Here is a 13,119-nt window from a genome sequence, read left to right as displayed (position 1 = left end):
TAATGAATACCTCCTTCGAGCCAGCCACTTGATGAAATATCAAAGGGTCTATTAAAGTTGCCCTATTTTGTTTCATTGTAAATATCAAATATTTTTTAATTCACTATTGACATTTATTAGCTGGACTTATTATCCTATGATTACAGTATCCCTTTTGAGATGCTTGTTTGCTTGTTATAACTGTAATATAACACACACTGTTAGCACTGTCAATAGGTGAGTGCTAATTTTGGAGATATACTTAGAAATTCGTTGTATACAGGAGGAGAAAATGATAAGATATCCATGCATTGCAGATACAAAAAGTGAAGGAGCCTTGCTATGAGACGAGAAATTGATTTAAATGAGATTTCAGATGGTAGACTTTATGGAGTCAATGATATGGTAAAAGCAGATTGCAAAGATTGTAAGGGGTGTTCTTCCTGCTGTCAGGGGATGGGTTCGTCTATTGTTCTGGATCCTATGGATTGTTTCCGGATTACCAAGGGACAATCTTGTACAATGGAAGAATTACTTATAGATAAGCTTGAATTAAATGTAGTGGATCAGATCGTATTGCCGAATTTAAAGATGAAACCCGTCGATGAACGTTGTAACTTTTTAAGTGAGGAGGGACGCTGCCTGATTCACAACATAAGACCTGGAATCTGCCGGCTGTTTCCTTTGGGAAGGATCTATGAGGGGGAAGGATTTTCCTATTTTCTTCAGATTCATGAATGCAAAAATAAAAATAGGGCAAAGGTGAAAGTAAAGAAGTGGCTGGATACTCCTGACATCAAACGATATGAAGTATTTATCTATGCATGGCATGACTGCTTAAAGAAGATGCAGAAGAAGATTGATGAGAACAGAGAAACCGAGTTTGCCAATCAGGTGAGTATGTATGTACTGAAACAATTTTATTTCACTCCATTTGACGGGGAAAAGGATTTTTATGATCAGTTCTTTAAAAGGCTTGAAGCCATACCCTTCTTATGATAAAATTGGTAAGATAGAGAAAAATAGGACGAAGAGAACCGAGGAGGAGACGATGATCAGGCAGTTAATTGATAAAATTCAAAAAACAAAGGCACCGATCTGTGTGGGTCTGGATCCCATGCTGAGCTATATTCCGGATCATGTGACAAAGAAGGCATTTGAAGAATATGGTGAGACACTAGAAGGGGCAGCAGAAGCGATCTGGCAGTTTAATAAAGAGATTATTGATCATGTCAGTGATATCATTCCTGCTGTGAAACCTCAGATCGCTATGTATGAACAGTTTGGCATCGCTGGCTTAAGCGTTTATGAAAAAACTGTAAAATATTGCCAAGAGAAGGGGATTTTCGTCATTGGAGATGCTAAAAGAGGGGACATTGGTTCCACTTCAGCCGCTTATGCTGCGGCACATATTGGTAAAGTAAAAATTGGTTCACAACGTTTGTCTGCTTTCGGAGCAGATTTTCTTACGGTCAACCCTTATCTGGGAACAGACGGGATAAAGCCTTTTACAGATGTTTGCAAAGAAGAGGATAAAGGGCTTTTTGTTCTGGTCAAAACGTCCAATCCCTCCAGTGGAGAATTTCAGGATCGCCTCATAGATGGAAAGCCTCTTTATGAATTGGTTGCACAAAAGGTTGTGGAATGGGGCGAAGACTGCATGGATGGAACTTACAGCAATGTAGGTGCGGTTGTTGGAGCCACTTATCCTGAGATGAGTCGGATTTTACGTAAATTGATGCCCAACACCTATTTTCTTGTACCAGGGTATGGTGCGCAGGGAGGGACTGCAGAAGATTTAAGACCATGTTTTCATGAAGATGGACTGGGAGCGATCGTCAATTCCTCTAGAGGTATTATTGCTGCATATAAGCAGGAAAAATATGAAAAGTACGGAGAGAATCATTTTGGGGAAGCATCCAGACAAGCAGTGCTTGATATGACTGCGGATATCAATCGTGTCTTATAGGAGGAGATCATGGCAAAAAAATTAGAAAAAGCAATGGTCACCGGTCAGGAAAAACTTGGGGACGGAGTATTTGGAATGTGGATTGAGACAAAAGATATAACGGACCAGGCAAAACCGGGTCAGTTTATTTCCTTATATTCACAAGATGGCTCAAGATTGCTTCCAAGGCCCATTAGTATTTGCGAGACAGATAAGAAAACCGGTCGTTTGAGAATTGTTTATCGGATCGTGGGAAAAGGAACGGAAGAGTTTTCCCACTATCAGGCTGGGGATTATGTTACCATTATGGGTCCCCTGGGGAATGGTTTTCCCTTGGAGTGTGCCAATGGAAAAAAGGCACTATTAATCGGGGGAGGGATCGGAATTCCTCCCATGCTTGAGCTTGCAAAAAATTTGTCCTGTGAAAAACAGATGATTCTGGGTTACCGGAATGAATTGTTTTTAAATGAAGCCTTTGTCCCCCTTGGGACAACATATCTGGCGACAGAAGATGGCAGCAGTGGAACAAAAGGAACCGTTATGGATGCAATCAAGGAATACGGCATAAAAGGCGATGTGATTTATGCATGCGGACCTACCCCTATGTTAAAAGCGCTGAAGGCATATGCCTTAGAAAATCATCTGGAATGTTATCTTTCATTGGAAGAAAAGATGGCATGTGGAATCGGTGCTTGCCTGGCATGTGTATGCAAAAGTAAAGAAGTCGATGAACATTCTGGGGTTCACAACAAACGAGTTTGCAAAGATGGTCCGGTGTTCTCGGCAGAGGAGGTAGAATTTTAGTGAATACGAAAGTGAATTTAGCCGGAGTAGAACTCAAAAATCCGGTTATGACTGCCTCTGGTACATTTGGATCTGGGGAAGAATATAGTGAGATCGTTGACTTGAATCATTTGGGAGCAGTTGTGACTAAAGGAGTTGCGAATGTTGCCTGGCCTGGCAATCCAACCCCTAGAATAGCAGAAACATATGGTGGTATGATCAATGCCATCGGTCTTCAAAATCCAGGTATGGAAGTATTTGCCAGTCGGGATCTTCCTTTTTTAAAACAGTATGATACGAAGATCATTGTCAATGTCTGTGGGAAGACAACGAATGATTATATAGAAGTAGTAGAACGACTTTCGGATGAGCCAGTGGATCTGTTAGAAATCAATATCTCTTGTCCCAATGTAAAAGAAGGTGGAATCGCCTTTGGCCAGGATCCGAAAGCAGTTGAGGCCATTACACGGGAAGTAAAAAAATATGCAAAGCAGCCAGTGATTATGAAGCTAAGTCCCAATGTAACGGATATAACCGTGATGGCAAAAGCGGCAGAGGCTGGAGGCGCGGATGTTTTGTCTTTAATTAATACACTGACGGGTATGAAGATTGATGTAAACCGCCGTACGTTTGCAGTTGCCAATCAGACGGGTGGATTGTCTGGTCCTGCGATTAAACCCGTGGCTGTTCGCATGGTGTATCAGGTGGCTCATGCGGTAAAACTGCCAATTATCGGAATGGGTGGAATTATGACTGCAGAAGATGCTATGGAGTTCATACTTGCAGGAGCGAGTGCAGTATCGGTAGGAACCGCAAATTTTGTCAATCCTTATGCTACCGAAGATGTGGTTCGGGGAATTGTAGAATATATGGAGAAATTCAACGTTGATGATATCAAGGAACTGATTGGTTCGGTATAGATATCATAGTGATTTTTGAATAGAGGAGACAGAATTATGGAACAGTATAAACAGGAATTTATAGATTTCATGGTAGAGAGTGATGTTCTTAAATTTGGTGATTTCACGTTAAAAAGTGGAAGAAAGTCCCCATTTTTTATGAATGCCGGTTCTTATGTGACAGGGGCTCAGCTCAAGAAACTGGGAGAATTTTACGCAAAGGCAATCCACGATAACTTTGGTGATGAGTTTGATGTCTTATTTGGACCAGCGTATAAGGGGATTCCTTTAAGTGTAACGACAGCGATTGCTTTCCATGAGCTTTATGGTAAGGAGATCCGTTACTGTTCAAATAGGAAGGAAGCAAAAGATCATGGAGACACAGGCATTCTTCTTGGAAGTCCAATCAAAGATGGGGATCGTGTGGTAATGATTGAAGATGTGACAACATCTGGAAAGTCCATTGAAGAAACTTTTCCGATTATCCAGGCACAGGGAAACGTGACCATAAAAGGACTTATGGTTTCCCTAAACCGTATGGAAAAGGGAAAAGGCGACAAGGGAGCTTTGGATGAGGTCCAAGAAAAATACGGATTTCCAACTGCTTCCATTGTAACAATGGCAGACGTGATTGAACATCTGCATCATAAGGAATACCAGGGGAAAACAATCATTGATGATACGTTAAAAACAGCAATTGATGCCTATTATCAAGTATACGGTGCAAAATAAGGAGAACGTAAAATGGAAAGAGTTTACAAGACTATGAGAAATTCAGGTGCGTTAAATATCGTTGTTGGGATAGTGATGACCGTAATTGGTCTGACTGCAGGAATTATGACAATTGTAAATGGTGCGATTCTTTTAAAACGTAAATCTGAGATTACATTTTAACCGTTATCATAGGAGTGGATGCTGTTAGGATGGTTTGATTCTTACAGCTTCCCTCTTTTTCAGTATAAAGATGGAGCTGATATGATTAAAAATGCGACGAAACGACAGAAAATGGGTTGGGTGATTTTCGTATGTTACCTGATCTTTTTGGCGTACTTTCTGTTTTTTTCAGACTACTTTGGCAGAGGAAGCCATTTTCAAGAGGAATACGCTTACAACCTGATCCCATTAAAGGAGATTAAGCGTTTTATAATTTACCGTCATGTAGTTGGAATTAAATCCTTCCTCCTTAACATTGTTGGGAATATAGCAGGGTTCATGCCGTGTGGTTTTTTCCTTCCAGTTATCAGTCGCAGGTGTAAGGTGTTTCTCAATACGGCCCTGCTTAGTTTTCTGTTTAGCTTCTCCATTGAAACCATACAACTTATATTTAAAGTGGGGAGTTTTGATATTGACGACATGATACTCAATACATTGGGAGGAGTTCTTGGTTATATTCTATATCGGATCGTTCAACGTATAAGGATAAGGAGGAGAAAGCATGCGAAAGCCAAAAAAAGTATCCTACATTAGGAAATCATTTGCAAAAGGAAGTTTTCTGTCTCTGGGACTTGCAATTGGAGCTCTTGTTTTGGGGATCGTTGGAATTATAAGTTCAGTTATTACTGCAGGACAGGCCCAAATGAATGTAGGGGCAGTCTGTTTTTGTAGCCTGCTAATTTCTTTTTTTTCCTTGTTTTATGGAGTTTTTTCTTTTTTTGAAAGGGAAAAAAAGTACATACTGACTAAGATTGGAATCTCGATCGATGCGGTTTTGATTCTTTTCTGGGCAGTTCTTATCATAATAGGATTGAAGGGGTAGAAAAGTGGATTATCAATTAATGTTTCAACAAGAAAATGATATGATTATGGAACGTTTTTTATTGTCGATGGAACGCATTCGGCAGATAGAGTTAGAAGAGACTGTGGCAGAACCTTTCCGGGATTATTTTAATAAGACTGCTGGCTTTATTGTAATGATTGGTGAATATCATAAGTTTTTGGAAGAGGGAAAGCAAAGAACAGCTTCCATTGAGGAATTAAAAGAATGGAACCATAAATTATATGATGATATTCTTCCTGGTCATTATGATACGAGTTATGCAAATCCACAGTATGCGGAATCCAGACTATCGGAAGAGTATGGACAAATTTTAGCTTATTTATATAAGGAGATAAGAGGAGATATTGTTTTTGTCCAGGAGCATCGGTTGTCGGATGTTACAATTCTCAATGAATTATTGATTGAAATTTATAATCGGTTCGAAGAAGAAAAACCTGAGATCGAATCGGTTAAAGAGATTATTTATTGGTTTGTCAGTGATTACACAGATCATACGGTATCTTTTCGAGTGAGGGAAGGACTTGACCCTTCTCTCTCCTTCGCAGTGGATATCATTAAGAATCATGATTTAAATGATCTGAGATATTTATACTATTTTGGGGAGTATATATCCGATTCGGAACGAAAAGTGGCAGAGTATTTGAATTCACTTTCAGAAGATAAAGTACGTCTTATGGCAGATACCTATACCCAAGGATATCAAAAGGGATTTAAAGTGATGGGCCGTGATCTTTCAAAGAAACGGACCGTACAGATCCGTTATGAATTGGGGTTTGAACGGATGATTAAATTCGCCATTGAAAATTTTGAAAAGATGGGGCTTGAAGTGATTCTTTGCCGGGCAGCAGTGTGGGCTGTCAATACAAACGCAGGTAGAAAAGCTGGGTATTTTAGTAAATCACCGAATCGCCAATACGACTATGATCATCGCTATGACAATGCTTTGTTTTTAAACAAAGCGTTTAAAGACCGGAAGTCTACTGTTTTAAAGGTGGCATATGAGTCTTGCAAAGAACTGGCAGAAGGATTTGCAGGACCGGCTGTGATTGAAACGTTTGGCAGAGAAGGGTTTCAGCCCTTGAATAAACCAGAGGCAAATCGTCTGGATTCCAAGCAGGAAAAACTGGCTCTTGAGATGTCCAATGAGACTTCTAGAATCGTAAATCAATACGTACCTGGAGATGAAACTAGTTTTACAATCATTGCATTTCCAGTACCAGAAATAGGAGATGATTTTGAGGAGATTTTTGACGAAACCATTGCCATCAACACTCTGGATTATGAGACGTATAAAGGACTTCAACAGACGATTATTGATACCCTAGATCAGTCAGAATACGTGGAGGTATCAGGGAAAGGAAAGAATAAGACCCGATTGACCGTTGCGCTGCACTCTTTGAAAAACCCTGAAAAAGAAACCAATTTTGAAAATTGTGTGGCAGATGTCAATATTCCGTTAGGAGAAGTATTTACATCTCCCAAACTAACCGGCACAAAGGGAGTTCTATTTGTGAGCACCGTATACATTGCAGATTTTCAGTTTAAAGATCTTACTATGAAATTTGAAAATGGCATGATCACAGACTACTCTTGTAGTAACTTTGAAGATCCGGAAGAAGGAAAATCACTCATCAAACAAGTGATATTAAAAAATCATCAAACGCTTCCGATGGGTGAATTTGCGATTGGGACCAATACCACCGCTTATTCCATGGCCCAAAAATTCAACATCTTAGATAAACTTCCAATCCTGATCGTAGAGAAGATGGGGCCACATTTTGCGGTAGGAGATACCTGCTATAGCTGGTCGGAAGACAGTCCAGTTTATAATCCCAACGGGAAGGAAATTATAGCGAGGGACAATGAGGTGTCTTTACTGCGGAAAGAAGATGTTTCAAAGGCATATTTTAGTTGTCACACGGATATTACCATTCCTTATTCGGAGCTGGATAAAATTGAGGCAGTATCTGCTGATGGTACCCGAGTATTAATCATTGATAATGGTCGGTTTGTATTAAAGGGGACCGAAACGTTAAATCTTCCGCTAACTGATTTTGAATGAATTTGTGGTAAAAAGTAATAAAATTTCAATGAAATCATTAAGAAAATATTCAAAATGCCGATAAAAAGTATAGTAAGTATGTAGTTGTGGGACAAAAGAACGGAGGAACTTCGATGAAGAATTTAAAGATAGGGAAGAGGATTACAATTGCGTTTGGAATCATTTTGATTTTATTTCTGGTTGTTTCGAGTACATCTTTGTACGCACTCGTGAGCAACAATGGTAAATTTACTAAATTCTATACCAATGGTCATCAGGTTACCATGCTTACCGTTGAGATGGGACAAAGCATTGAATCTGCTGCGAAAGATGTGGGTTATGCAACGATGAGTCTGGATTTAAATACTAGAAGTAAGTATATTGATGCAGCAGAAGTTGAGATTGATAACTTGCGGGCAGGGGTTCAAACGCTACGGGAAACCTACAAGGGAGATCAATCGGTCGTAGACAGGATTGAAAAGACCTTAGATGAGGCAGAACCTTATAAAAAACAGGTGTTTGAACTGGCAAAAATAAGCAAGACCCGTCAGGCGACAGAATTGTTCTTTGAGTCTTTGGAACCAAACTTTGTTAAAATTCAGACCGATCTTTCTGAAATCAGCAAGATAGCGAAGGAAGATGCCGATAAGGATTATCAGAAAGCTCAGACGATCATGAATTTTACGCAACCCATAGTGGTTGTATTACAAATTGTGGGTGCGCTTGCTACGATTATCCTTGCTATGTTTATAACCAAAAGCATTGTAGTTCCGATTAAGGAGATCGAAAAAGCGGCTGGCGAGATGTCAAAGGGCAGCCTTCATGTGGAACTAAATTATCAGTCAAATGATGAACTTGGTGTATTGGCAGAAAGTATGAGAGCGACCATTACCAATATTACATTGATTATTGACGATGTCATTGGAACTCTTGGAGCTATGGCGAAAGGCAACTTTAATATCACTTCCCAAGTGCAGGAGCAATACGTTCGTGATTACCAACCAATTCTTACTGCGATTAAAAATATAAGAAGCAATTTAAGTTATGCACTTTCCAGCATCAATGAATCAGCAGATCAGGTAGCCAGTGGTTCGGAACAAGTATCTTCTGGTGCACAGGCATTGTCACAGGGGGCGACCGAACAGGCATCTTCGATACAGGAATTAGCGGCAACCATCAACGATATTTCCAATCAAATCAACCGCAATGCAGAGAGTGCGAAAGAGGCACGTTCTCAGTCGGAAGCGGCGGCTGGTCATGTAAATAAGAGCAATGACAAGATGATTGAGATGAATCAGGCAATGACTGAGATCAACGATAAATCCAGTGAGATCGGTAAGATTATAAAAACCATAGAGGATATTGCGTTCCAGACGAACATTCTTGCATTAAATGCTGCGGTTGAAGCTGCCCGTGCAGGAGAAGCCGGAAAAGGATTTGCTGTCGTGGCGGATGAGGTCCGGAATCTAGCAAGTAAATCAGGAGAAGCGGCAAAGAATACAACCTTGCTGATTGAAGAAACTCTACATGCAGTGGAGAATGGAAGCAAAATCACTTCCGAGACAACATTGACCATGCAGTCAGTGGTGGAAGGAACACACCGGATTAATAATATCATTGAAGAGATCGCGGCTGCATCCGATGACCAGGCAATCGCAGTTGATCAAGTAACTCAAGGCATCGATCAGATCTCAAGTGTGGTACAGACCAATTCTGCTACTGCAGAACAGAGTGCAGCTGCCAGTGAAGAATTATCTGAACAGGCGCAGCTTATGAAAGTTCTGGTACAGCAGTTTACGTTGTATGATGAGGCACAGAGTCAGAGCGTTTCAGAAGAAACCGTGTCTTCTTACAAACCAGAAGCCAAACAAGAGACAGAATCAAAGGATTCTTTTATGGATATGGAGCAGGGAGAAGACCCTGCAACTCAAAAGATCGAAATAGATCCAGTTTATTTTGATGATTCCTCTTCTTATAACAACGATAAATACTAATAAATACATAAAAAAGCACAAAAGCAGAGTGATAAGATTTTTTCTGCTTTTGTGTTTTTTTCTATATGAGATCCTGAAATTTTTCTTGACGAGAAAAGGAAAAGCTAGTATTATAGTTATAAGCAACAATTAATTAGTAAGTGATATATATTAATAAAACTTATGAATAATATTACTGCTGATAATGAATCATACAATCATATAGAGATGAAAAGGAGAATGAACGATGGCAATAGTATCGATTGTTATGGGAAGCGATTCCGATATGCCTGTTATGTCTCAGGCGGCAGATGTATTGGAGAAACTTGGGGTAGAATTTGAGATGACGGTCATTTCTGCTCATCGGGAGCCGGATGTATTTTACGATTATGCCAATACTGCAGAAGCGAGAGGCATAAAAGTCATAATCGCTGGAGCAGGAAAAGCAGCGCATCTTCCTGGTATGTGCGCAGCCTTGTTCCCCATGCCTGTAATCGGAATCCCTATGAAAACATCGGACCTTGGCGGAGTAGATTCTCTTTATTCCATTGTTCAGATGCCTTCAGGTGTTCCGGTTGCTACGGTTGCAATCAACGGAGGAACCAATGCGGGAATCCTGGCCGCTAAGATATTGGCGGTGGGAGATGAAACACAGTTGAATAACATCAAAGAATATACCCAGAAATTAAAAACAGATGTGATGAAGAAGGCAAAAACACTGGACAAGATCGGATACAAGGAATATTTATCACAGATGAAGAAATAAGTAAATCAGAAGCGGAGGAAGAAAAATGGACTACAAGAATGCCGGAGTGGACATTGAAGCAGGTTACAGATCGGTTGAATTAATGAAAAAACACGTTCAGGAAACCATGAGAACAGAAGTCCTTGGTGGATTGGGTGGCTTTTCGGGAGCCTTTTCCATGTCTGCTTTTAAAGAGATGGAAAAACCAACTCTGGTATCAGGAACCGATGGAGTTGGAACAAAACTCAAGCTGGCGTTTCTAATGGATCAACATGATTCAGTGGGAATTGATTGTGTTGCTATGTGTGTCAATGACATTGCCTGTGCAGGAGGAGAACCTTTGTTTTTTCTAGATTACATTGCTTGTGGAAAGAATGTTCCAGAAAAAATTGCTACACTTGTAAGTGGGGTAGCAAACGGCTGCAAACAGGCTGGGGCAGCTCTCATAGGAGGAGAAACTGCAGAAATGCCAGGATTCTATCCAGAAGATGAATATGATCTGGCTGGATTTGCAGTCGGAGTCGTAGACGAAAAAAACTTAATTACAGGCAAAGGAATTTGTTCGGGTGACGTACTAATTGGTATGGCTTCATCCGGAGTTCACAGCAATGGTTTTTCTCTGATCCGTAAAGTATTTGATATGACCAAAGAAAATCTGAATACTTATTATAAAGAACTGGGACAGACCTTGGGAGAAACTTTGATTGCACCTACCAAAATCTATGTGAAGGCATTAAAGGCAATCAAAGAGAGCGGTGTTGCCTTAAAAGGCTGCAGCCATATTACCGGAGGTGGGTTTTATGAGAATATTCCACGTATGCTTCCAGACGGAATTTGTGGGTTGATAGAAAAAAACAGCTATCAGATTCCTGCCATTTTTCACTTGATAGCAAAAAAAGGTGAGATATCAGAAGAGATGATGTATCAGACCTATAATATGGGAATTGGCATGGTCTTAGCAGTTGATCCTGCAGATGTGGATCAGACTATGGAGGCAATTAGACAGGCAGGAGAAATTCCTTATGTAATTGGTTGTACAGAGACAGGGGCAAAGGGTGTGAAGTTATGCTAAGAATCGGAGTATTGGTATCCGGTGGTGGAACCAATCTTCAGGCAATTTTTGATGGGATCCAGAATAAAAAAATCAATCATGCGCAGGTAAAGGTTGTTATCAGCAATAACCCGAATGCTTACGCGCTTGAACGGGCAAGGAAACAAGGAATCGATGCGGTCTGTATCTCCCCTAAAGAGTTTCCGGACAGAGAAGCATTTTACGAAAATCTGCTTGCAAACATTGATGCGTATCATCTGGATCTTATTGTACTCGCCGGATTCCTAGTAACTATCCCGGAAATGATGATAAAGAAATACAGAAATAAGATCATCAATGTACACCCCTCCTTGGTTCCGTCTTTCTGTGGAGTCGGGTATTATGGATTAAAAGTTCATGAAGCGGTACTTGCCAGAGGAGTTAAGGTAACTGGAGCCACTGTTCACTATGTAGATGAGGGAACGGATACCGGTCCAATTATTCTGCAAAAGGCAGTGGAAGTGAAGGAAGGAGATACTCCCGTTATCTTGCAAAAAAGGGTAATGGAGGAGGCAGAGTGGATTCTTCTTCCAGAAGCCATTAACAAGATTGCACAAGAACAGGAGGAGAGATCATGAAGGTTTTAATTATAGGAGGCGGTGGACGAGAGCATGCAATCGCTTGGAAAGTTGCTCAGAGTCCAAAGGTTGAACAGATTTATTGTGCACCTGGCAATGCAGGCATTGCCGAATTGGCAGAATGCGTGGATATTGGAGTTATGGATTTTGAACGTCAGGTTTCTTTTGCCAAAGAGCATGAGATCGATTTGGTTATCATCGGACCGGATGATCCGCTGGTAGCGGGATGCGCTGATGTGTTTGATGCAGAAGGGATTCCTGTTTTTGGACCCAACAAACGGGCAGCCTGTCTGGAGGGCTCGAAATCATTTGCCAAAGATTTGATGAAGAAGTATAACATACCTACGGCATCCTATGAAACCTTTGATCGTTCAGATGAAGCGATAGCCTACCTTAAAACAGCTGATATGCCAGTGGTATTAAAAGCAGATGGTCTAGCTTTGGGAAAAGGTGTATTAATCTGCAAAACTAGAGAAGAGGCACAAGAGGGAGTAAAGACTCTTATGCTGGACCGGCAATTTGGATCAGCCGGAGATCGAATCGTTGTGGAGGAATTCATGGAAGGCCGGGAAGTATCGGTTCTATCTTTTGTTGATGGAAAAACCATTCGGATCATGACATCTGCTCAGGATCACAAACGGGCTAAAGACGGGGATCAAGGGCTTAATACAGGTGGAATGGGAACCTTTTCTCCCAGTCCTTTTTATACGAAAGAGGTGGATGAATTCTGCAAAAAGTACATCTATCAGGCAACCGTAGATGCGTTAAACAAAGAAGACAGGGAATTTAAAGGAATTATCTTTTTTGGACTGATGCTTACGGAGAAAGGACCTAAGGTTTTGGAATACAATGCTAGATTTGGAGATCCGGAGACACAGGTAGTACTTCCCCGTATGAAAAATGATATCGTGGAAGTTTTAGAGGCTTGTATAGAGGGTACTTTAGACCGGATTCAATTGGAATTTGAGGACGATGCAGCCGTGTGTGTTGTTCTGGCATCGGAAGGATATCCAGAGCATTATGAAAAAGGGTATAAGATTCAGGGACTTGAATCATTTACAAATCAAAAAGATTATTTTGTATTCCATGCAGGAAGCAAACTGGATCAATATGGAGATACGGTAACGAACGGCGGAAGAGTCCTTGGAGTCACTGCTTTGGGGGCTGATTTAAAACAGGCAAGAATTAATGCTTATAAGGCGACAAAATGGATTACATTCGATCATAAGTACATGAGAAACGACATTGGAAAAGCTATAGAGGAAGGATTTGGGTCCTGAAAAAATCGTTGACACCGATGTATTTT

Annotated in this window: 14 protein-coding genes; all 14 read left to right on the top strand. The window is 40.6% G+C overall.

The window, feature by feature from the left end; genetic code table 11:
- Positions 1 to 321 precede the first annotated feature (321 nt).
- The 14 genes from EFT72_RS17850 (at position 322) to purD (ending at position 13,093) form a co-directional block, all read left to right on the top strand.
- The gene (locus tag EFT72_RS17850; RefSeq protein WP_124068270.1) at positions 322 to 978 is read left to right on the top strand and encodes a YkgJ family cysteine cluster protein; all 657 of its coding nucleotides are present in this window, start codon (positions 322 to 324) and stop codon (positions 976 to 978) included.
- Positions 979 to 1,030: 52 nt separating this feature from the next.
- Positions 1,031 to 1,948, top strand: coding sequence for an orotidine-5'-phosphate decarboxylase (pyrF, locus tag EFT72_RS17845; RefSeq protein WP_124068269.1), 918 nt, complete (start codon positions 1,031 to 1,033; stop codon positions 1,946 to 1,948).
- Between the two features lie 9 nt (positions 1,949 to 1,957).
- Positions 1,958 to 2,731 carry a dihydroorotate dehydrogenase electron transfer subunit gene (locus EFT72_RS17840; RefSeq protein ID WP_124068268.1) on the top strand — a complete coding sequence of 258 codons (774 nt, stop codon included), beginning with the start codon at positions 1,958 to 1,960 and terminating at the stop codon, positions 2,729 to 2,731.
- A complete protein-coding gene (locus tag EFT72_RS17835; protein WP_124068267.1) occupies positions 2,731 to 3,630 on the top strand; it encodes a dihydroorotate dehydrogenase in 900 nt (299 codons plus the stop codon). The genes EFT72_RS17840 and EFT72_RS17835 overlap by 1 nt, the downstream gene beginning before the upstream one ends.
- Before the next feature lie 36 nt (positions 3,631 to 3,666).
- Positions 3,667 to 4,341, top strand: coding sequence for an orotate phosphoribosyltransferase (pyrE, locus tag EFT72_RS17830; protein ID WP_124068266.1), 675 nt, complete (start codon positions 3,667 to 3,669; stop codon positions 4,339 to 4,341).
- Between the two features lie 12 nt (positions 4,342 to 4,353).
- Complete coding sequence (locus EFT72_RS19385; protein WP_164473218.1) at positions 4,354 to 4,503, top strand: hypothetical protein; 150 nt, start codon at positions 4,354 to 4,356, stop codon at positions 4,501 to 4,503.
- 18 nt (positions 4,504 to 4,521) lie between these two features.
- Positions 4,522 to 5,076: a VanZ family protein gene (locus tag EFT72_RS17825; RefSeq protein WP_347561903.1), complete on the top strand. Its 555-nt coding sequence runs from the start codon at positions 4,522 to 4,524 to the stop codon at positions 5,074 to 5,076.
- Positions 5,045 to 5,365, top strand: a complete 321-nt coding sequence (locus EFT72_RS17820) for a calcium:proton exchanger (RefSeq protein ID WP_124068265.1) — start codon at positions 5,045 to 5,047, stop codon at positions 5,363 to 5,365. Before EFT72_RS17825 ends, EFT72_RS17820 begins: the two co-directional genes overlap by 32 nt.
- Positions 5,366 to 5,369: 4 nt before the next feature.
- Positions 5,370 to 7,448: an aminopeptidase gene (locus tag EFT72_RS17815; protein ID WP_243110055.1), complete on the top strand. Its 2,079-nt coding sequence runs from the start codon at positions 5,370 to 5,372 to the stop codon at positions 7,446 to 7,448.
- A 113-nt stretch (positions 7,449 to 7,561) separates the two neighbouring features.
- Positions 7,562 to 9,421 (top strand): HAMP domain-containing methyl-accepting chemotaxis protein, encoded by a 1,860-nt coding sequence (locus EFT72_RS17810; protein WP_124068264.1) that lies wholly within the window; start codon positions 7,562 to 7,564, stop codon positions 9,419 to 9,421.
- A 226-nt stretch (positions 9,422 to 9,647) separates the two neighbouring features.
- Positions 9,648 to 10,166, top strand: coding sequence for a 5-(carboxyamino)imidazole ribonucleotide mutase (gene purE, locus EFT72_RS17805; protein ID WP_124068263.1), 519 nt, complete (start codon positions 9,648 to 9,650; stop codon positions 10,164 to 10,166).
- 25 nt (positions 10,167 to 10,191) lie between these two features.
- Positions 10,192 to 11,217 carry a phosphoribosylformylglycinamidine cyclo-ligase gene (gene purM, locus EFT72_RS17800; RefSeq protein ID WP_124068262.1) on the top strand — a complete coding sequence of 342 codons (1,026 nt, stop codon included), beginning with the start codon at positions 10,192 to 10,194 and terminating at the stop codon, positions 11,215 to 11,217.
- On the top strand, positions 11,211 to 11,813 hold the full coding sequence (gene purN, locus EFT72_RS17795) for a phosphoribosylglycinamide formyltransferase (protein ID WP_124068261.1): 603 nt from the start codon (positions 11,211 to 11,213) through the stop codon (positions 11,811 to 11,813). The genes purM and purN overlap by 7 nt, the downstream gene beginning before the upstream one ends.
- On the top strand, positions 11,810 to 13,093 hold the full coding sequence (gene purD / locus EFT72_RS17790; RefSeq protein WP_124068260.1) for a phosphoribosylamine--glycine ligase: 1,284 nt from the start codon (positions 11,810 to 11,812) through the stop codon (positions 13,091 to 13,093). The genes purN and purD overlap by 4 nt, the downstream gene beginning before the upstream one ends.
- Positions 13,094 to 13,119: the final 26 nt, after the last annotated feature.

The sequence above is a fragment of the Clostridium sp. E02 genome (assembly GCF_003833015.1).
Lineage (GTDB): Bacteria > Bacillota > Clostridia > Lachnospirales > Lachnospiraceae > Lacrimispora.
This window is presented reverse-complemented; position numbering and strand designations above follow the sequence as displayed.